The organism is Bradyrhizobium sp. SZCCHNR1043 (assembly GCF_032489675.1).
GTDB lineage: Bacteria > Pseudomonadota > Alphaproteobacteria > Rhizobiales > Xanthobacteraceae > Bradyrhizobium.
In genome coordinates this window covers 83,074-103,102 of sequence record NZ_JAUEYN010000009.1, presented here as the reverse complement: position 1 = coordinate 103,102, position 20,029 = coordinate 83,074, and the positions used below count along the sequence as shown (strand labels likewise).

At 67.1% G+C, this 20,029-nt stretch carries 18 protein-coding genes; 14 read left to right on the top strand and 4 right to left on the bottom strand.

Annotated elements, in window-relative coordinates; all coding sequences use genetic code 11:
- Window positions 1-15: 15 nt before the first annotated feature.
- Both QX039_RS16990 and QX039_RS16985 read right to left on the bottom strand, forming a co-directional pair.
- The gene (locus QX039_RS16990; RefSeq protein WP_315770519.1) at window positions 16-444 is read right to left on the bottom strand and encodes a type II toxin-antitoxin system VapC family toxin; all 429 of its coding nucleotides are present in this window, start codon (window positions 442-444) and stop codon (window positions 16-18) included.
- The gene (locus QX039_RS16985) at window positions 444-692 is read right to left on the bottom strand and encodes a type II toxin-antitoxin system Phd/YefM family antitoxin (protein ID WP_315770518.1); all 249 of its coding nucleotides are present in this window, start codon (window positions 690-692) and stop codon (window positions 444-446) included. The genes QX039_RS16990 and QX039_RS16985 overlap by 1 nt, the downstream gene beginning before the upstream one ends.
- Window positions 693-1,203: 511 nt before the next feature.
- Here QX039_RS16985 and QX039_RS16980 point away from each other — a divergent pair.
- The 9 genes from QX039_RS16980 to QX039_RS16940 all read left to right on the top strand — a co-directional run bounded on the left by QX039_RS16980 (window position 1,204) and on the right by QX039_RS16940 (window position 12,123).
- The gene (locus QX039_RS16980; RefSeq protein ID WP_315770517.1) at window positions 1,204-2,541 is read left to right on the top strand and encodes a DUF3422 domain-containing protein; all 1,338 of its coding nucleotides are present in this window, start codon (window positions 1,204-1,206) and stop codon (window positions 2,539-2,541) included.
- A gap of 69 nt (window positions 2,542-2,610) precedes the next feature.
- The gene (locus QX039_RS16975) at window positions 2,611-3,303 is read left to right on the top strand and encodes a DUF2848 domain-containing protein (RefSeq protein ID WP_315740809.1); all 693 of its coding nucleotides are present in this window, start codon (window positions 2,611-2,613) and stop codon (window positions 3,301-3,303) included.
- 327 nt (window positions 3,304-3,630) lie between these two features.
- Window positions 3,631-4,785 (top strand): glycosyltransferase, encoded by a 1,155-nt coding sequence (locus tag QX039_RS16970; RefSeq protein ID WP_315740808.1) that lies wholly within the window; start codon window positions 3,631-3,633, stop codon window positions 4,783-4,785.
- A 27-nt stretch (window positions 4,786-4,812) separates the two neighbouring features.
- The gene (locus QX039_RS16965) at window positions 4,813-7,077 is read left to right on the top strand and encodes an exopolysaccharide transport family protein (protein ID WP_315740807.1); all 2,265 of its coding nucleotides are present in this window, start codon (window positions 4,813-4,815) and stop codon (window positions 7,075-7,077) included.
- Window positions 7,074-8,231 (top strand): glycosyltransferase family 4 protein, encoded by a 1,158-nt coding sequence (locus QX039_RS16960; RefSeq protein WP_315740806.1) that lies wholly within the window; start codon window positions 7,074-7,076, stop codon window positions 8,229-8,231. The genes QX039_RS16965 and QX039_RS16960 overlap by 4 nt, the downstream gene beginning before the upstream one ends.
- A complete protein-coding gene (locus tag QX039_RS16955) occupies window positions 8,228-8,416 on the top strand; it encodes a hypothetical protein (RefSeq protein WP_315740805.1) in 189 nt (62 codons plus the stop codon). Before QX039_RS16960 ends, QX039_RS16955 begins: the two co-directional genes overlap by 4 nt.
- A complete protein-coding gene (locus tag QX039_RS16950; protein WP_315740804.1) occupies window positions 8,413-9,933 on the top strand; it encodes a lipid II flippase MurJ in 1,521 nt (506 codons plus the stop codon). Before QX039_RS16955 ends, QX039_RS16950 begins: the two co-directional genes overlap by 4 nt.
- The gene (locus QX039_RS16945) at window positions 9,930-10,952 is read left to right on the top strand and encodes a polysaccharide deacetylase family protein (protein WP_315740803.1); all 1,023 of its coding nucleotides are present in this window, start codon (window positions 9,930-9,932) and stop codon (window positions 10,950-10,952) included. Before QX039_RS16950 ends, QX039_RS16945 begins: the two co-directional genes overlap by 4 nt.
- Window positions 10,945-12,123 (top strand): glycosyltransferase, encoded by a 1,179-nt coding sequence (locus tag QX039_RS16940; RefSeq protein WP_315740802.1) that lies wholly within the window; start codon window positions 10,945-10,947, stop codon window positions 12,121-12,123. The genes QX039_RS16945 and QX039_RS16940 overlap by 8 nt, the downstream gene beginning before the upstream one ends.
- Here QX039_RS16940 and QX039_RS16935 read toward each other — a convergent pair whose 3' ends face one another.
- Window positions 12,124-13,308 (bottom strand): glycosyltransferase family 4 protein, encoded by a 1,185-nt coding sequence (locus QX039_RS16935; RefSeq protein WP_315740801.1) that lies wholly within the window; start codon window positions 13,306-13,308, stop codon window positions 12,124-12,126. It abuts the gene before it with no gap.
- A 147-nt stretch (window positions 13,309-13,455) separates the two neighbouring features.
- Between QX039_RS16935 and QX039_RS16930 the strand changes: the two genes are divergently transcribed.
- The 4 genes from QX039_RS16930 (at window position 13,456) to ipdC (ending at window position 17,913) form a co-directional block, all read left to right on the top strand.
- Window positions 13,456-14,676, top strand: coding sequence for a hypothetical protein (locus QX039_RS16930; protein ID WP_315770672.1), 1,221 nt, complete (start codon window positions 13,456-13,458; stop codon window positions 14,674-14,676).
- Window positions 14,677-14,874: 198 nt separating this feature from the next.
- On the top strand, window positions 14,875-15,786 hold the full coding sequence (locus tag QX039_RS16925; protein WP_315740800.1) for an acyl-CoA acyltransferase: 912 nt from the start codon (window positions 14,875-14,877) through the stop codon (window positions 15,784-15,786).
- A gap of 141 nt (window positions 15,787-15,927) precedes the next feature.
- The gene (locus tag QX039_RS16920; RefSeq protein ID WP_315770516.1) at window positions 15,928-16,119 is read left to right on the top strand and encodes a hypothetical protein; all 192 of its coding nucleotides are present in this window, start codon (window positions 15,928-15,930) and stop codon (window positions 16,117-16,119) included.
- A 156-nt stretch (window positions 16,120-16,275) separates the two neighbouring features.
- A complete protein-coding gene (gene ipdC / locus QX039_RS16915; RefSeq protein ID WP_315770515.1) occupies window positions 16,276-17,913 on the top strand; it encodes an indolepyruvate/phenylpyruvate decarboxylase in 1,638 nt (545 codons plus the stop codon).
- 33 nt (window positions 17,914-17,946) lie between these two features.
- Here ipdC and QX039_RS16910 read toward each other — a convergent pair whose 3' ends face one another.
- Window positions 17,947-19,098, bottom strand: a complete 1,152-nt coding sequence (locus QX039_RS16910; RefSeq protein ID WP_315770513.1) for a hypothetical protein — start codon at window positions 19,096-19,098, stop codon at window positions 17,947-17,949.
- A gap of 315 nt (window positions 19,099-19,413) precedes the next feature.
- Between QX039_RS16910 and QX039_RS16905 the strand changes: the two genes are divergently transcribed.
- Entirely contained in the window at window positions 19,414-20,019 is a 606-nt protein-coding gene (locus tag QX039_RS16905; RefSeq protein ID WP_315770512.1) for a LuxR C-terminal-related transcriptional regulator, read from the top strand.
- The last annotated feature ends 10 nt before the right edge of the window (window positions 20,020-20,029 follow it).

Here is a 20,029-nt window from a genome sequence, read left to right as displayed (position 1 = left end):
CGCTCCGGGCGTGGCTCAGGGCGCCCCGTCTGCATCGCTCCACGGGTTGAGGAGCGCGACGCCGGTGGCGGCGAAATCTGCGGTGTTGCGGGTGACGACGGTCAGCCCGTGAACCAGCGCTGTCGCGGCGATCAGCGCGTCGCGCTCGGGCCGCGGGTCGGGCACATGCAGGCGCGCGCAGTGCTGCGCGACCGCGGTGTCGACGGCGAGAATCCGGCCGTCGAAATGCGTCAGGATATGCTGGTCTATCCAGGCTCGCAGCGCAGCTCCCTGGATCGGGTCTCTGCGCGCAACGCGCTGCGCGCCCAACTCGATCTCGAGGATCGAGATCGCCGAGAGGAAGACGCTCGCGGCGGGCCGCGCTGCGGCCCAGGCGACGACGTTGCGGTTCGCCTTGTCGCGGCGCCTGAGCTCGGAGACGACGTTGGTGTCGAGCAGGAACATCAGTCGAGGTCGGCGGGCCGGCCGATCGGCCCGGCGATGCGCGGCGGCTCGAAATCGAAATCGGTCCCCGGCTGCGCCAGCGCGTCGGCGAGGCTCATGCCGCCGCCGGCCAGGCGGAGATAGTCTTCGATGGTCAGCAGCACATGCGCCGGCCGCCCGCGGTCGGTGATGAACACCGGCCCGTTGGCCGCTTCTTTCTTAGCGCGGCCAGTGTCCTGGTTGAACTCGCGGCTGGTCAGCGTGGTCATGGCCGGCCTCCTGGCAGTGGTCGTTATCCCTCTGACGGCAGAGCATATGTAGAGACGTTACTACATTCAAGCGCGATGGTGACGGCGACTGGCGACGGGCGTGTTGCTCACGCTGCCCACCGCCGGTCGCACCCGGACATCCGCCGTCGGATTCGACCTCTCACCGCGAAGCCGATGCGCCCCTCCCCCTTGCGGTGAGGGGTCGGGGGTGGGGGTAGCCCAGCCGTGCGCTGGTCATGATCGATCGAATGAATGCCCGCTCCTCATCGTGCAACATCGCATCGGTGATTGCGGCGGAGGGGGGCGCGCTGAGAAAGCCGCCAACACGCACGACATCGCCGCAGCCGTGGCGCCGTCATTGAATTGCACTACAGTGGTGTCACATGCTGCCGGCGCGTCGGCGGCGGGCGACAATGGAAGTCAGGGGGATGCACGGCATGATGGGGGTGATCAATTCAGGCGCAGCGCAATCGTCTGCGTCAGGTGTCGCTCTCACGCGTGGGCTCTGCCGATGACGTCGCTCGACAAGTCCGCCTTCACGCCGCACGCGCTGCGCGAGAGCGTGCTGAACGAGGTGCATGCGCGGCCGTTCACGCCGCTGACGCAGCCGGTGCTGGTGATCCGCTTCGCCTTCATGGCCAGGAAAGGCGTCGATGGCGACAGCGCGGCGACCGACCGCGCCAGCCTCGCCGCGTTCTGCGCGCAGCATGGTGCGCTGCCGCCGGAGCCGGGCGTGAAGCATCACCAGATCGATCTCGGCCCGGTCAGGCTGCGCTTCGAGCAGCATTCGGAATTCGCCACGCTGACCTGGATCTGGAGCCCGCCCGCGGACTCAGGCCCGCGCCGCTTCGGCGCCATCGCGCCCGAGCTGCAGGCGCTGATCGCGGCGCTGCCGCAGGCCGGCGAACTGCTGGTCGCGGTCAAGCTCGAGGTCGAGAATGCGGCCGATCCGGTGGCGCGCGCCGAGGAGATCTTCGACAAGAGCAGCCTCGCCATCGTTGCGATCAAGGGCAGCGCCGGCGCGGTCGCCTCCGACTTCCGCCTCGACGACGACGGCTTCACCCGCATCCTGGTCTGCGCCGATGGCCCGACGCCGGAGCGGCTCGGTGCGCTGGTGCAGCGCGTGCTGGAGCTCGAGACCTACCGCACCCTGGCGCTGCTCGGCCTGCCGGCGGCGCTGGCGCTGGCGCCGGACGTCGACCGCATCGAGCGCCGTCTGGTCGAGGTGCTCGCGGAGATGCAGGGCGCGCAATCGTTCAAGCTCAACAACCACCTGCTCCGCGAGCTGACCGAGCTCGAAGCGCTGCTGGAGCGCGGCGCCACCGGCAGCCTGTTCCGGTTCGGCGCGAGCCGCGCCTATTACGACCTGGTGCAGGCGCGCCTGTCGGTGATCGAGGGCGAGCCGGTCGCGCCGTATTCGAGCTGGTCGTCGTTCCTGGCGCGGCGCACTGCGCCGGCGATGCGCACCTGCAACGCGCTGGAGGGCCGGCAGTCGAACCTGTCGCTCAAGCTCGCGCGCGCCGCCGATCTGCTGCGCACCCGCGTCAATGTCGAGCTGGAGCAGCAGAACCGCGACCTCCTGCGCTCGATGAACGAGCGCACCAAGCTGCAGTTGCGCCTGCAGAGCACGGTCGAAGGCCTGTCGGTGGCCGCGATCGGCTATTACGTCGTCAGCCTGTTCGGCTATCTCGCCAAGGGCGCACATGACAGCGGCCTGCCGGTCGAACCGACGCTCGCCACCGCCGCCTTCGTGCCGGTCGCCATCGCGCTGATCTGGTTCACGACCCACCAGATCCGCAAGCGGCATCTGAAGGAGGACCACGAGGCGGAGAAGACCGAGCACGAGTGACGCGCGGCGCTTGCCAGCGCGCGGCGAGGCGGCTAAGCGGCGGTCTGACGGGACAGAGGCGATGAGACGATGAGCGGCACGACAATCGAATTCCTGGTTCACGCAGGCGGCGGGGCGACGCGGCAGCAGATCACGCTGAGCCGCCTCGTCATCGCCGGCTGGACCGGGCGCGATCCGGTCGCGCGCGACAAGCACATCGCCGAATTGGAAGAGCTCGGCATTCCCCGGCCGGCGACGACGCCGATCTATTACGAGGCCGCGGCCAGCCGGCTGACCACATCCGACAGCATCGAGGTCAGCGGCGGGGAGTCCTCCGGCGAGGTCGAGTTCGTGCTGGTGAAATCGCGCGGCAAACTGCTGGTCGGCGTCGGCTCCGACCATACCGACCGCAAGGTCGAGACCTACAACATCACCGTCTCCAAGCAGATGTGCGACAAGCCGGTGGCGCCGGAGCTGTGGCTGGTCGACGACGTCGCCGCGCATTGGGACCAGTTGATGCTGCGCGCGTTCGCGACCATCGGCGGCGAGCGGGTGCTGTACCAGGAGGGCGCGCTGAGCGGCATGCTGGCGCCTCTCGACCTGATCGCGCGCCGCTACGGCGAGGCCGGCCTGCCCGAGGGCACCGCGATGTTCGGCGGCACGTTTGCCGCCAAGGGCGGCATCCGCCCCGCCGACCGCTTCGAGTTCGAGCTCGCCGATCCCGTGCTGAACCGCGTGATCCGCCATGGCTACGCGATCGCGCAGCTCGCCATCGCCGGCTGATCGGGACGCGCGCGATCACGATCGTGTGCGGCGAGGGTGGACCGGGTGAGCGTCCGCTACGGCAAGGGCCTGTTAAGCAAGACGGCCTAGGGTGTTGGAGTGTGCCGAAGCGGGACCGCCGCGCATCAGGCGTTCGCGTCCGGCACGATCCTGTCGCGACATGAGACGCGGAGCGGCTGGCAAATCCTTAACCGATCCCTACCTGATCATGGCTCATTCGACGGGTCGGAGGACAAGGGCGATTAACTAGAAGTTTAGGAATTGGTTGTGCGCGTGGATACCTCCCTTAAGGGTTTTATTAAATACCCCGGGAATTGGGAGAGTGCGATGCGCGTGGCGATCGTCCACGATTGGCTTTACGTTCTCGGCGGCGCCGAGAAGGTCCTGCAGGAGATCTTGCGCTGCTATCCCGGCGCCGACGTCTTCACGCTGTTCGACCTGCTGCGTCCCGAGGACCGCGCCAAGCTGGGATTCGAAAAGTCGCACACCACCTTCCTGCAGAAGATGCCGTTGTTGCGGAAGTATCACCGCTCCTACCTGCCGCTGATGCCGCTCGCGATCGAGCAGCTCGACCTGTCGAGCTACGATCTCGTGATCTCCTCGAGCTGCGCGGTGGCGAAGGGCGTGCTGACCGGGCCGGAGCAGGTTCACGTCGCCTATGTGCATTCGCCGATGCGCTACGCCTGGGACCTGCAGCACCAGTATCTTCAGGAGAGCGGCTACGCCACCGGCATCAAGGGCCTCATCGCCCGCGCGTTGCTGCACAAGATGCGGATCTGGGATGCGCGCACCGCGCACGGTCCCGACGCCATCTTCACCAATTCGCAGTTCGTCGCCCGCCGCATCAAGAAGATCTACGGCCGCGATGCCAAGGTGATCTATCCGCCGGTGACCATCGCGCAGCGCGATGCGATCCTGCCGGTCGGCAACCACTTCCTCGCCGCCAGCCGGCTGGTGCCCTACAAGCGCATCGAGCCGATCGTGCGCGCCTTCAACACCATGCCGGACCTCGAGCTGGTCGTGGCCGGCGACGGCCCGGAGGCCGCGCGTCTGAAGGCGATCGCGGGGCCGAACGTCAAGTTCGCCGGCTTCGTGCCCGACAAGCAGCTGCGTGACATCATGACCACCGCCCGCGCCTTCGTGTTCGCCGCGGAAGAGGATTTCGGCATCATCCCGGTCGAGGCGCAGTCGGAAGGTGCGCCGGTGCTGGCCTTGGGCCGCGGCGGTGCGCGCGAGTCGATCCTCACCACGGGGCCGCGGCCGACCGGCATGTTCTTCGGCTCGCCCGAGCCTGCGGCGATCGCGGCCTGCGTGCGATCGTTCGTGGCCAAGGAGAAGTCGATCTCGCGTCTCGATTGCCGCCAGCGCGCCGGCTTCTTCTCGGCCGAGCGCTTCCGCAGCCAGTTCGTCGCGGCGGTCAACGAGGAGCTCGAGCATTTCCGTGCGGGACATCAGGGCCGCGCGACACGGCTGATTGCGTAACGTTCGGATGTGGTGCGGGTGCAGATCATGAGGCAGGCGGGTCTTACGGAAGCCTTGTCCGGCCTCGACGCGTTGGGGCGGATCTGGCGCCGTCGCGGCGTGTTCGCCATCGTGGCCGGCGCCGTCCTCGCGATTGCGGTGATCGCCCTCGTCGTATTGCCGGTGCGCTATCTCGCCACCGCCTCGGTGATCATCGCCGAGCAGGAGCCCGGCGCCAACACCTCGGCGGCGTGGGCGCAGAAGGTCGGCGACCCCGCCGACATGGAAAGCCAGCTGCTCGTGATCCGCTCGCCGCGCCTGCTGCGGCAGATCATCTCGTCGCCGGGTGTTGCCGACGCGGTCGTCAGCGAATGCGAGCGCGGCCGCCTGCTCGGCTCGACGGATGCGTGCCAGCGTCTCAAGACGGATGTCGGCGCGTTCATCGACCACGTCGAGAGCCGTTTCAGCGTCGCCTCCGCCGGCCGCTCGCGCGTCATCAACATCTCCTATCAGTCGGGTCTCCCCGACGTCGCGCAGACGCTCGCCAACGCACTGACGCAGACGTTTCTCGAGGATCAGCGTACCGAAGGCGCCAACAGCCGCGAGGTCGCGAGCTCCTGGCTGTGGCAGGAGCTGAAGCAGCTCGATCAGCAGCTGCGCGAGGCCGATGACAAGATCCAGAAGTTCCGCCGCACCAAGGGGCTGATGCGCGGCGCCAACGCGCCGATCTCCTCGGAGCGGCTGACGAGCATCGGCCAGCAATTGTCGCAGGCGGAGGCCGCGCGGGCCGAGGCTGCGGCGCGGCTGCAGGAGATCAAGTCGGAGCAGGAGCGCGGCCCGACCGATGCGCCTTCGGTGCTGCAGAGCCGGACCATCGCCGACCTCAAGCAGCAGCTCACGACAGTGAGCGCGCAGCTCGCGAGCGCCGCCGGCGTGCTCGGTCCGAAACACCCGTCGATCCTGGCGCTGACCCGCGAGCAGGCGAGCATCCAGCAACGTCTCGTCGAGGAGATGCAGTCGATCGCGGCCAGCGCGCAGAAGGCGTTCGATGCCAACACCGCGCTGGTCAATTCGCTCAAGAAGCAGATGGAGACCGCCAAGGCGGAGGCCGGCTCGGCCACGCTGGATGAGGCCTCCATCGAGAGCATGGTGCGCGACACCGAGATCAAGCGCCAGCAATATGCCGAGCTCTACAAGAAGGCGAGCGAGCTCGAGACCGAGCGGCGCGTCCTGCGCGGCAGCACGCGTCTCGTCAGCCTTGCCGAGCTGCCGAGCAAGCCGTTTTTCCCGAAGAAGATCCCATTCCTCGCCGCCGGCATGACGCTCGCATTGATCTTCGGCGTCGGTGCTGCGCTGCTCGCCGATCAGCTCGGCGCGCGCCTGATCAGCCTGCCCGTGCCCGTCACTCCGGAAGCGCCGGCCCAGCAGGTCGAGGCGCCCGCTGTCGACGAAGCTCCGGCCATCGTCCCTGAATTGGCCGAGAGTGCGACCGCACCGGAGACGGCGACGCCACCGCCCGAACGAAGCTCTCATCTCCCGAGCGTCGCCGACGTTTCGATCCTGGCCTGCTTGCCGCGCCTGAAGAGCCTGCGCGAGATGTCGGCGCTCGGCGCGATCCTGCAAGGCCATCAACCGCTGGCGATCCCGCGCGTCTTGCGCCTCGCCTCCGAGGACACCGATTTTCAGCATGCGCTGCATGATCTCGTCCACGAACTCGGTTTGAAGCGGTCCGCGCGATCGCAGCGCATCGTCGTGACCTCTCCCGATGCAGGAGATGGCAAGACGACCACGGCCTGTGCGCTGGCAGAGCACCTCGCGGCCGCAGGCCGGCGCGTGCTGGTCGTCGAGTGCGACGTCTCGCATCCCGCCTTTGCCGAGATCATGGCCCTGCCGGCAAGCCCCGGATGGCTCGGCGCGCTGGAGCGCGGGACGCCGCTCCGGGACATGATTCTGCCGACCGCGCATCCCTCGCTCGACGTGCTGCCGATTGGTGCGACGACCGGTCCGGTCGGCGACATTCTCGACGCGATCAGCCTCGACGGTCTCCTCGCTGGTCTCGATGGCTATGATGCCGTGATCGTCGACACGCCGTTGCCGTCGCAACGGAACGACTTCCTTGCCGGTACGGACTGGGCGATCGTCTGTGTCCGCAGTGACCGGTCGTTGATCGAGCCGGCGGTCGTGACGGTGAACAGGAGCAGGGCACTCGGAGCCCGCGATGTCGGCATCGTCGTCACCATGACCGACGTCGAGCACCGCAGCACGCCTGTGGTCCAGACCGCGCCCGTGGCAGCCTACGCCGGAGCCGGGTGATGTCGACCGAGCGTGTCCTGTTCGTCGATCACACCGGGCAGATCGGCGGCGCCGAGTTGATCCTGCTCGATGTCGTCCAGGGCCGCAAGAATTCATCGGTGTTCCTGTTCGAGCCGGGCCCGCTCGGCCAAGTGCTGGCTGAGCGCGGGATGTCGGTCATCACGTCGCGCTGGGGCCGCGGCCTGGGGCAGTTCAGACGCGACAGTTCGTGGCTCAAGGCGCTGCCGCTGTTCGGTCGACTCGCGGCAATCACCGCGGAGCTCGCGCATGTCGCACGCAAGCATGACGTCTTCTATGCCAATTCGCAGAAGGCCTTTGTCCTGTCGGCCATCGCCAACATCGCGGCACGGCGGCCGTTGATCTGGCATCTGCACGACATCATCAGCCCGGCTCACTTCGGCGCGCTGCAGCGTCGCATGCAGATCTTTCTCGCCAACCGCTTCGCGGCGAAGGTCGTCGTCCCCTCCGAAGCCGCCGCAGCCGCCTTCATCGAGGCCGGAGGTCGACGCTCTCTCGTCGAGATCGTGCCCAATGGCCTCGCCGTCGAACCCGTGCCCGCATCGCGGCAGGAGCTGCGGCAGCGACTCGGCCTGCCGTCCGCACCTCTGGTCGGCGTCTTCAGCCGGCTCGCCCAGTGGAAGGGCCAGCACGTCCTGATCGAAGCGCTGGCCAAACTGTCGGGTGTTCACGGCATCATCGTCGGAGATGCCCTGTTCGGCGAGCAGGACTACGCGGCTGACCTGAGACGGCTGGTCGCGGAGCTGGGCCTCGGCGATCGCGTTCACTTCCTTGGGCATCGCAGCGACGTGCCGCTGCTGATGCAGGCGGTGGACGCGATGGTGCATCCGTCGATCGATCCCGAGCCGTTCGGCCGCACCCTGGTCGAAGCGATGCTCGCCGGCGTGCCGGTGATTGCCACTGACGCTGGCGCTGCGCCGGACATCCTCGAACATGGCCGGGCCGGCCTGCTCGTGCCGCCTGGTGATGCGCGTGCGCTGTCCGAGGCTTTGGACGCGGTGCTGGCTCAACCCGAGATCCTCGCGCCACAGCTCGACTACGCGTCGCGCCGCGCGCGCACCCATTACAGTCTTGCCCGCATGCTGGACTCGATCGGGCTTCTGATCCGCAATGTCGGTGCGGGAGCGGCGGTGTGAGCACGATCGTCACACCTGCCCCGTCCTCCGAGCGGCGTATGGTCGATCTCGTCGCGGACTACGATCCGCTCGGCCCGCTGTTCGCCATTCTCGCGCCGGTGCTGTCGTGGCCGAAACTGCTCGAGGACGGACAAGTCTCTGCGCGATGGAAAGGGCCGCCGGCCGTGTCGGAGGAAGCCGCATGAGCGCCTCCGGTCCTTCGCTCAAGCGCTTCAGCGCGCTGCTGATCAGCGGTGCGCTGGCGAGCAAGATGCTCGGCTTCGGCCGCGAGGTGCTGATGGCGCATGTGTTGGGTGCCTCGCTCATCGCCGACGGCTTTCGCGCCGCGATGGCGGCCGTGCTCATCCCGCTCGCATTCCTGCAGAACGAGAGCGTGCCGGCGATCATGATCCCGATGCATCGCGAGGCGCTGCAGCGGCCGGATGCCGCGCGCAGCCTCGGTGCGCTGACGATCGTCATTGCCATCGTGTCGAGCGCAGTGACCGCGATCATCCTGCTGCTGGGCGAGCTCTGGGTGAACGCCGTCGTCGGCGGCTTCTCGGCGGAGGGGCGTGAGCTCACTTTGCATTTCGTGCGCATGATGGCGTTCGGCATGCCGGCGTCCGCGGTCCTCAACGTTCTGGCGGCCGGCGAGATCGCGCTCGGGCGCACGCGGCTGACCAATGTCCGCGCCAGCCTGCTCAACGTCGCAGTGATCGGCGGAATCGGCCTGCTGGTGCTGACCGGCGACGCCTACATGCTCGCCTGCGCCTTCACCGTCGCTTTCAATGGCCTCGCCGCCTGGGGCCTGGTCTCGCTGTGGCGCGAGGGCGCGCTGAGCGTCTCCGGCCTGACCGCCGGCATGGTGGTCGACAAGGGTGTCGAATTCTTCCGCCGGCTGCGCGTCCTGCTTGCGCTGCCGCTGGCCGAGCAGGGCAATGTCTGGATCGAGCGCTTCACGGCGTCGCGGCTGACGACGGGCGCCGTCGCCTCGCTGGACTACGCGCGCTCGCTGACCGAGAGCGCGCTGCTGCTGATCAGCCAGCCGCTCGGCATGGCCGTGCTGTCGCAGCACGCCCCGCACGATCCGCGCGCGCAGACCGAGGCGCTGCTGCGGCCGCTGCTCGCACTGACTTTGCCGGCCTCGGCGTTCCTGCTGGTCTTCTCGACCGACATCGTCCGCCTGATCTATTTCCGCGGCGCGTTCGGCGACGAGGCCCTGCTGCTGACCTCGCATGCGCTCAAGGGCATCGCCTGCGGCGTCTGGGCCGCGACCCTCGGCTGGATCCTGATCCGCCTGCTCAACGGCGCCGGGCGCAACGGCGTCGCCGCGCTGATCATCGTCTCTGCCTATCTCGCCAACATGGGTTTCAACCTGCTGATGCCGCTGTTCGATCCGTCGCCGGCGGCCGGCATGCAGTTGCTCGGAGTTGGCGAAGCGATCCGCAGCCTCGTGCTGCTGTCGGGCGTGGTGTTCGTGCTCGGCGATGCGCGAAAGCTCCTGCTCGTGATCGGCTTGGCCCTGCTGCCGACCGCACTGATGGCCGTGCTCGGCCTGATGATTCAGACCTCCGTGCCGGGCCTGCTGCCGCGCCTGTTCGCCGGCGGATTGGCCTATATGCTCTGCCTGGCCTTCGCGATCGGCATCCTGCTGCCGGCCGTGGTGGGCACGGCGCTCCGCCATGTTCGTCGTACGTTCAAGATGAAGGGAGAGCTGAGTTGACCCTGTTGGCCCTCGCTGCCGCCAAGGCCATGATGGCATCCGGTGCCTTCGTCCTTCCGCTCGCCAAGGCCGCCGATCGTGTGCTCGGCCCGCGCGGCTGCTGCCTGACCTTCCACCGCACCGCGCCCGCGGAGCAATGGGAGCGTCTGCCCAATCGCGACTTCTACGTCGATGCCGACTTTCTCGATCGTTTCCTCGGCTATGTCCTCGACCAGGGTTGGGATGTCGTGACGATCAGCGAGGCGCTGCGCCGGCCGGCAAGCGCCGAGCCGCCCGGCCGCTACGTCAACTTCTCGATCGATGATTGCTACCGCGATACGTGCGAGCTGCTGGTGCCGGTGTTCCGCAGGCACAAGGTGCCGGTGACGCTGTTCGTGACGACCGGCATTCCCGACGGCACTTTGCCGCTGTGGGCCGCTGGCTTGGAGGATGCGCTGCTGCACAGGGACCACGTCACGGTCGACGATGAGCGGATCGCGCTGTCGAGCGCCGAGCAGCGCCGCGCGGTGTTTGCGCAGGTCGCCTCGCGCTGGGATGGCCCGCAGGCCGCGGATCGTTACGCCGCGTTCTGTGCCGCCAACGCCATCGACATCGATGCAATGCATTGGAAACATGCGATCTCCTGGGACATGCTGGAAGCGCTGGCGGGGGATCCCCTCATCGAGATCGGAGCCCACACCGTCTCGCATGCGCGCATCTCGTCGCTGCCTCCGGAAGCCGCCCTGCGCGAGCTGGCCGGCGCGCGGCTGCGATTGAACGAGCGGCTCGGCATCGACGTCCGGCACTTCGCGTTTCCTTACGGGCGCGCCGCCGATTGCGGGCCGCGGGACTTTGCGCTGGCGCGGCAGGCCGGATTCGCCAGTGCTGCGACCACGCGCAAGGGCCTTGTCAAAGCCGGGCAGGATGCGTTTTCGATTCCGCGCAACACCATGAACGGCGCGCATCGCACGCTGGCGGCGATGGAGCTGCATCTCACCGGCTTCAGCGGGACTGCAGCGAAGGTGATGGGCCGTGTCTAGCAGGGGCCGCTTGCGGATCGTCTCGATTGCGCATCCTGCCACCAGCAGCGAGGCCGGCCGGCTGCGCTACCGCCATCTCGCCTCCCGGCCCGACGTCGATCTGCATCTTGTGATGCCCGAAGTGTGGAAGGAATTCGGCCGCACCATTACCGCGCCTCACTCCAACGAAGGGTTTCCCGTCCATCGGCTTCCGATCCGGCTGCCGAACGCCGGGCCGATGAAATGGTACCTGCACTTCTATCCGGCGCTGCGCCGCCTGCTGCGCGAGCTCGATCCGGACGTGATTCATCTTTGGGAGGAGCCCTGGAGCATCGTCGCGCTGCAGGCGCAGATGCTGCGCGGTCGTGCGGCGCTCGTGCTCGAGGTCGACCAGAACATCCTGAAACGGCTGCCGCCGCCGTTTGAGGCGATCCGCAAATTCGTCCTCGGCCACACCGCTCACATCCTGTCGCGCAGTCCCGATGCGACTGAGGTCGTGAGGGCGCGTGGCTACACGGGTCCGGTGACCCCGATCGGCTATGGTGTCGATCTCGCGACCTTCATGCCGGCAGATGATCCGTCGAATGCGACGACCGGCTCGCCGCTGCGGCTCGGCTATGTCGGCCGGCTGGTGGCCGAGAAGGGTCTCGACGATGCGCTCGATGCGCTCGCACGGAGCAAGTCGGCGGCCACGCTGAGCATCATGGGTGAAGGTCCGCACGAGCCGCATCTGCGCCGGCGCGTGGCCGAACTCGGCTTGAACGGGCGCGTCACGATCCAGGGCTGGGCTTCACCCGCCGCGGTCGCGGCCTTCCTGCGCGGCCTGGACGCATTGCTGCTGCTGACGCGAACCACGGACGCGGTGCGCGAGCAGTTCGGCCGGGTGATCATCGAGGCCCAGGCCTGCGCCATTCCGGTGATCGGATCAACCTGCGGAGCGATTCCGGATGTCGTCGGCGACGGCGGCTGGATCGTGCCGGAGCAGGATCCCGGCAGCCTGTGTCGGCTCATCGATGAGCTCAGCGGCCAGTGGGCGGAGCTCGCCGTTCGCAGTGAGGCGGCCCGCGCAAACGTGCTCCGGCGCTTCACCTATGATGCGGTCGCGGCGGCGATTGAAACGGCATGCCGTGCGGCCCATCAGTCGAGAACCGCATCCCGCCTCGCCCGCCCACAGCGGCTGCAGACGAATTAGCTAGGCCTTCAGCGGCAGTGCAATCGCTGCGCGGCCAGGCTGTCGCTTGGCGGCATCGATCTGCTTGAGCAGCTCGATGTATTGCAGCCCGATCTGGTCCCAGCCATAGGTCTGCGCGGTCGCATGGGCGCCGTCCTGCAGCCGGCGCATCAGTGCGGGATCGGCGAAGACCGCCGCGAGCTTGGCGGCGATGTCGTCGGCGTCGGCCGCGATGCGGAAGCCGTTGACGCCGTCGTGCAGATAATCCTCGATTCCGCCGACCGGCGTTGCGAACACCGGCACCGCGCAGGCCATGGCCTCCATGCAGACGAGCGAGAAGGTCTCATAGCTCGTGGGGAGCACGAAGGCATCGGCCGCCGAGTACAGCGCCGGCAGGTCCGAGCGTGGGCCGGCGAAGATCAGTCGTTGCTGGGCGTTACGCGCCAGTCTGCGGTAGGGCGCGGGATTGTCCGAGCCGACGACCAGCAGCCAGACGTCGTTGCCGAGCCGATCGAGCGCGCCGATCGCATGCGCCAGTCCCTTGCGGTTGAATTCGTGGCCGACGAACAGCAGCAGGCGCGCGTTCTCCGGGATGCCGAACTCGCGCCGGATGGCCTGGCCGCCGACGGCGTCGCGCTTGAAGCGCGCGAGATCGATGCCGTTGGAGATGACATGGATGCGGGCGGCCGGCACGCGGAAGAAGCGCTGCAGCTCCGCGGTGACGCGGGAGGACACCGCCACGAACGCCTGATACCGCAGGCCTCCGATCATGAATCGGTCGCGCAGCGCGACCCACAGATGCATCGGGTTGAGCATCCAGCGCCAGCTGCCGGCGGCGCGCTTCTCGGCCAGGCTCTGCGCATTGACCGCATGCACGATCAGCACGTCGCCCTTGAGACTATCGCCGTGGCTGACGACGACGGCATCGGGGTGCCGCGCCAGCGCCCGTGTCGCGGCGAGCGTGAACAGCGGCACGACCACGGCGCGGCCGATGTGCCGAAACAGTCCGCGAGTCGGAATCCGCGCCAGCCATGGCGCAACGCGCTCGACCCTTATCGTGTGTTCGAGATTGTCCGCGACGGCGCTCGCGAGCACGACGTTCGATAAACCATTCCGGCCGAAAACGCGCGCCAGCTCGATAGCAACGGTTTCCACGCCGCCGGCATTGCTTATCTCTTGAACGATCTGGACAATCTCAAACGTCATAACGGAAATCTACGGGATCAGACATTGCGACTTCGTTCCAATCTGCTGGTCATTAGCACAGCCCTGTTAACGTTTGTCACGTCGCCATGGTCGAGCGCCGTTCGCGCCAACGATACGAACGCCTCGGCGTTGCGGATCGACGAGCGCATCGGCGGCGGCAATCTGGTCACGCATCTGGCCGGCAAGAGCACGCAGATCTATCAGGCGCTGCACGGCGTCGGTGCCAGGATGGGACGAATGGACTCCTACGGCTGGCGGACGCTGGCGCGGGTGCCCACGCCGCACGACTTCGATGCCGCCATGCTGGAGGCGCACAAGAACGGTATCATGCCGCTGATCCTGCTGGAGTACGAAGGCAGCTATCAGAGGTTGGATCCGCCGCAGCCGATCGGATCCTATCAGGACTGGTTCGCCGCCGGGCAGGCGATGGCGAGACGTTTCCGTCCCGGTGGCGATTGGGGCCGCGAGAACGGCATTCCCGATTGGGGCGCAACCGTCTTCACCGCGATCAACGAGCCCGACGTGCAGGCCACGATCCCGCGCCAGGACTATCACGACGCGCTGGCTGGGCTTGCGGACGGTGTTCACAGCGTCGACCCCAAGCTGCGGGTCGTTCCCGGCGGCTTTGCCACCTGCAACTCGCATGGCGATGCGACGTTGCGCGGCTACGGTCCGGCGATCGCCGATCTGCTCGAGGACGGCCGTCTCGACGGCATCGACCTGCATACCTACTACAATGATAAATGGTATCCGATGACCCGCGGCCGCGAGTTCTCGGTGCAGACCTGCTTCGACCGCATCAAGCAGGCGATGGGCCTGAGCCGCGACATCAACTTCTACGCAACCGAGTTCAACGTCGCGCGCGCCGGCGCGTGGGACAGCGATCCGGACGCGGCGAGACTGTTTCTCAATGCGATCTGGGACCAGCTTGCGGTGGTCGGCAAGGATGGCACCTCGCCGGTGTCCATGCTGGCGTTTCCTTGGAATCTCGGCGACACGCCCGATGTCGACGGTCTGGCCTATGCGATGGCGGCGGGCAAGGATCCCTGGACCCCGGAAGCACGCGGCTTCGTGGTGAAGACGGTGCTGCAGCTCGCCGGTCACATGAGGATCGTGTCCATCGACCGCCGGCTGGCGCTCTACACGCTGCGCGGACCGGATGCCGACTTGATCGTGTGGCAGAACATAGCCGGCTGGACCGACCGGCCGGGCCGCGCGGTCGAGCTCGAGCTGCCCGCATGGACGCGCAGCCTTGAGGTCTGGGGCTGGGATGGGCTGCGGCGCCGGATCGAGGCAAAGCCCGGACGTTTCTTCGTCGACGGCCTCAATGCCGATGAAACCTACATGTTTCGCGTGCCGCGGCCGTGAGTGATGACGCCAGTCGCGAGGGTCACCGTGAGGGGGGCGAGTGACAACACCTCGATGTGGTTCGCGAATCCCGTTAACTGAAAAGTAAGGCCAGCGCGACGTGGTTCACTGCCACCTGACCTTTTTACGATAATTGCAGCCACGACAATCCCGCCGCGCGACGGGTGACGCGCTGGACCTCTCTCGGGTGATGCTGGAATGCAGCCGATCAAAAAGGCCGAGATTGCGAACGACAAGCCGGTGCCGGCGCAGGCCGTGACCGGGGTTCGCATCCGAGAGATCCGCACGGCGGATCTGCCGGCGGTCGCTGCGCTGCTGACGCGCGGATTCGCCTTCCGCAGCGAGGCCTATTGGCTGCGCGGACTCGAACGTCACGCGGCGCGCCCGCGGCCGGCCGGCTTTCCGGCATTCGGCTATTGTCTCGACCATGGCGGCGTTCCCGTCGGCGTGATCCTGCTGCTGTTCTCCGAGCTCCACAGCGGCGGTAAGCCGATCGTCAGGGCCAATGTCTCGAGCTGGTATGTCGAGCCGGCGTTCCGTGCCTTCAGCTCGATGCTGGTGCGCGCGGCGACGCGCGACAAGACGGTGACTTATTTCAACATCACGCCGGCCCCGCACACTTGGCCACAGGTCGAGGCTCAGGGCTTTTCGGTCTACTGCAAGGGACAGGTCTACGCCGCGCTGGCCCTGTCGCGATCGCGCTCGGATGTCCGTATCGAAGAATTCTCCGAGGACCATGTGCATGGGCTCTCTCCCGACGCGGCCGATCTGTTGCGGCAGCATGCGCAATGGGGGTGTCTCAGTCTCGTCGCGCGCGAGGCCGATGCGGCGTATCCGTTCGTGTTTCAGAAGCACCGGGTGATGAACGCGCTGCCGGTGTATCGCCTGCTGTATTGCCGGGATGTCGCCGACCTCGTGCGGCTGGCCGGCAACATCGGCCGGTTCCTGCTGCGGCGGGGCGGCCTGCTGGTGCGGCTCGATGCGAACGAGCCCGTTGCCGGGCTGGCCGGCTGGTACTCGGACAAGCGCGGACGCAAATATGCCAAGGGTCCGCATCCGCCGCGTCTCGGCGATCTCGCCTTTACCGAGGCCGCGCTGTTCGACGGCTGAGAGGTGGCAATCGATTGGGTTGCATGGTCCCGCTGCGGCGGCCGGGATACTGGCTCGCGTGGTCTATGGGACCGATGTGACGGCACGCACAGTCTGGGCTTCCGGCCTGCGCCATCCTCCTGGCAAGGGAGGTGGTCATCCATGTCTTACGTTTTCGAACTCGCGCTGGCGGCGATGCTGCTGTTCTTCCTGTTCCTGCCGATCACCGATCGCAGGACTGTTGTGATGAAGCTCTGCATGATCGTGGCAGTCGCTATCCTGTTCACGGTTGCGCTTGCCGTCCCGCATGGCGTTGCACCCTCCGCCCAGGTTCTGCGGCTGACGGCGAACTGATGTGGCGCGGGTGAGCTCGGGGCTTGCCGCTCCAGCATGAAGTTTGGACGGGGCGATCCGGACGGCACGGCTCGCGGACCGAACGGCCGGCGGTTGGCAGTCCGCCCCTCATCGTGTAGCACCGGCTGAACGTCACGCCACGCTCAGGGGATCCGGATGCCTGCTCTTGCCCATGCGCTGCTCGCCGCCCTGAAGGACCACGGCGCCCGCGAGATCTTTGGCATTCCCGGCGACATCGTGCTGCCGCTGTTCAAGGTCATCGAGGAGAGCAACATCCTGCCGAGCTTCACGCTGAGCCATGAGCCGGCGGTCGGCTTCGCTGCGGACGCGGCCGCGCGCTATCATGGCGGCCTCGGCGTCGCCGTCGTCACCTACGGCGCCGGCGCCTTCAACGTCGTGAACGCGGTCGCCGGCGCCTATGCCGAACGCTCGCCGGTCGTGGTGATCGCGGGCGCGCCCGGCGCGCGTGAGCGCGTCTCCGGTTTTCTGCTGCACCACCAGGCCCGCACCGTCGACACGCAGCTCGCGGTGTTCAAGGAGATCACCTGCGATCAGGCGGTGCTGAGCGATCCGGCCACGGCGCCGGCCCAGATTGCGCGCGTGCTGCGCAGCGCGAAGGAGATGTCGCTGCCGGTCTATCTCGAATTTCCGCGCGACATGGTCGATGCCGAGGTCGAGCCGGTGGTGCCGCTGCCGCCGCGGCGGGCCAGCCGCGAGGCGCTCGACGAATGCGTCGAGGAGATCCTCGCCCGCATCGCGCAGGCGGAGCGTCCCGTGATCGTCGTCGACGTCGAAATCCGCCGCTACGGCGTCGAGGACAGGATCGCGGCGCTCGCGCGCAAGCTCGGCCTGCCGCTGGTGACGACCTTCATGGGCCGCGGCCTGCTCGACAGGGCCGACGATGTCGTCGCCGGCACCTATCTTGGCGCCGCGGGCAACCCGGCGATCACGGAACTGGTCGAGAATGCTGATCTCGTGCTGATGCTGGGCGTCATCCTGTCGGACACCAATTTCGCGCTGTCCAACCGGGCGCCGGACCCGCGCCGCATGATCCTGGCCGCCAGCCGTGAGGTTCAGATCGGCCATCACGCCTATCGCGACATGCCGCTCGGCGATCTGATCGATGCGCTCGACGAGCGCGCGGCACCGCGGGCCGCAGCTCCCGGCCTGCCGCGGCAGCGCTCGGTCTATCCGCGCGGCCTCGCGGCCGATGGTGCGCCGATTGCGCCTTCGGACATCGCGACCGCGGTCAACGACATGTTCGATCGCCATGGCCGAATGCCGATGACCTCCGATATTGGCGATTGCCTGTTCACCGCGATGGAGATCGACAATACCGCGCTGGCCGCGCCGGGCTACTACGCCGGGATGGGCTTCGGCGTGCCGGCCGGCATCGGCGTGGCCGCGACCGGCCTTCGTCCGCTGATCCTGGTCGGCGATGGCGCATTCCAGATGACCGGATGGGAGCTCGGCAACTGTCGCCGCTACGGCCTCGATCCGATCGTCGTGCTGTTCAACAATTGCAGCTGGGAGATGCTGCGCGTGTTCCAGCCGGAGTCGCGGTTCAACGATCTCGATGACTGGCACTATGCCGACATCGCCAATTCCATCGGCGGCACCGGCGAGCGCGTCGCCACCCGGAGCGAGCTCGTCGCTGCGCTGGAGCGCGCGGTGCATCGGCGCGGACGCTTCTCGCTGATCGAAGTGATGCTGCCGCGCGGCAAGACCTCGGACACGCTGGCGCGCTTCGTGGCAGGATTCAAGTCGGCGCGCGAGCGCATGGCTCAGCGCTAGGATGGCCGGAAGGGCGCTCTGAACGCGCGGCCGTCAACCGGTTGCCGACCGCAGCACCGTCTTGATCGCGTCACGGCCCTTCCAGGCGAAATAGGTGAGGCGGCCGCCGAGCGAGCGATGGCTGCGCAGCCTGTTGGAGCCGAGCACGTGCCCAACTTCTGCGGGAAAGCGCTTGACCTCGGCCTGCACCATTCTGTCGGTATTGGCCATGATGGCGTTCAGGCGCGTGCCCCACTCGGACTCGTCGATGCGATCGATGCGGACCTGGATCGCATACTCGATGTCATAGATGCTGGTGAGGATTTCCTTGGCGGTCACGACGCGGTTGTTCTTCAACGCGACACGAAGCGCGAGCCGCTTGTCCTCGAGCTGATCGAGCACCATCGGCACGGTCATGGCGTAGGGCGCAGCGATGACGTCCGCGACGTTCTTCGAGCGCGCCGCCTTGGTCGCCAGCCGCAACACCTGCCAGGGCTCCTTCAGACGCTTGGCGACCAGCGTCAACGCAAAGGGCACGGCTTCCGGCTGCCTCTTGCGCAGCGCATCGAGCAGCAGCACCATCTTCTTCACCTGCGGATCGTCGAACTCAACGATCCGGTCCGGCAGCGAATCGGCGAACTTAGCGAGTTCCTCGCGGGCGCGCAGCGCCTTCAACAGCTTGACGACGTCGTCGAACACCGACGGCGAGGCCGTATAGGCCTTCAGCTTGCTGCGGACCTGCTCGATGCCCTCGGCGCGCGCCAACGTGCCTTCCAGCGACTTCGTCACCTTGGTCTGGAACGCGCTCGCGACCTGGCGGATCTCGCGCTGCTTGTCCCCGGCGATCAGGTCCTTCATCTGCGCGTTGTAGTCTCGCGCCATGGTCGGCAGCAAATCGCGCGAGATCCATTCCCAGATCGGCGTGAGGGAGCCGCGGGCAATGCGGCCCTCATTGGCATGCTCCGGCGAACCGTCGATGAGAAGCTGCTCGACGGGCATGAAGAAGTAGCGCGAAGGATTGATGGTGCGGTGGCCGCCGGCGCCATTGTTGTTGCGGATCTCGGCGCGCAGCCGGGCCTGGAGGTCGGCGGATCCCGGCATGTCGACGCCGCTCAGCTCCAGCCGTTCGAGCTCGCTGAGCAGGCAGCTTCGTGTCAGCGGTGACAACCGCTGCAGGAATTCCCAGATCCGGTCGACCGGTCCCATTGGCGTCAGGCTGTCAGCTATATGTCAAGGTCGCTCGTCTCCACGGACGAGCACGGAGCTCATCGAAGCACGAAACAGTTGGTGCGAAATTAATGTCAGTAAACAATCGTAGCATTGCACGACATCGTGGACAGGCGTCGCGGCACGCGCCGGGGACGGGTCTCCCGAAGCACGGCATCACGCCCGGCTTAACCATTTCAGATTGTAACTTTTGGGAAAATTAGCGGCGGTTGCGCGAGTTGCCGGGAAAAATCCCGTATTGCTACGGACGGTATAATTAACCATGTTAAAGTTGCCGCCGCGTCAGAATGAGGCATGGCACAGCTGAACAACAGCCTTTCCGACGCTCACGCCGCACCTGCTCCGGGCGGCCAAGGAGTTAACGACCCGGACCTCCTGGCGACCCGTTCCGGCACATCTGCGCCGCTCGCGATGGCACGTCACGACGACCAGGGCACGCTCGCTTTGGCGCGTCAGCTGAACGGTTCGCTCACCGCCCTGATGCTCTACATGGAGGAAATCAAGCAGCGCAGCGACGAGATCGCCAGGACGCCCGGCGAGCGCCGGCATGTCCAGGTGGTCGTCGACAACGCGTTGCTGCAGACCGAGCGGATCTGCGCCCTGGTCAACCAGATGTCCGGCGCGCACGGGCAGTTAAGACCGCTGTCGCGGATGGTGCCGGCTCACGAGCAGGGCACGGCGCCCGCGCGACCACCCGGCCGGGCCAGCAAGTCGCTGACCCCGCGCGAACACGAGGTCCTCAAGCTGATCAGTGAGGGGCATTCGAACAAGGAGGGCGCCTTGCGCATGGGCATCAGCCCCCGCACCTTCGAGAGCCATCGCGCCGAGGCCATGCGCAAGGTTGGCGCGCGCAACACAGCCGAACTCGTTCGCGCAGCACTTCTCAACCAGATCGGATGACGGCGGACGA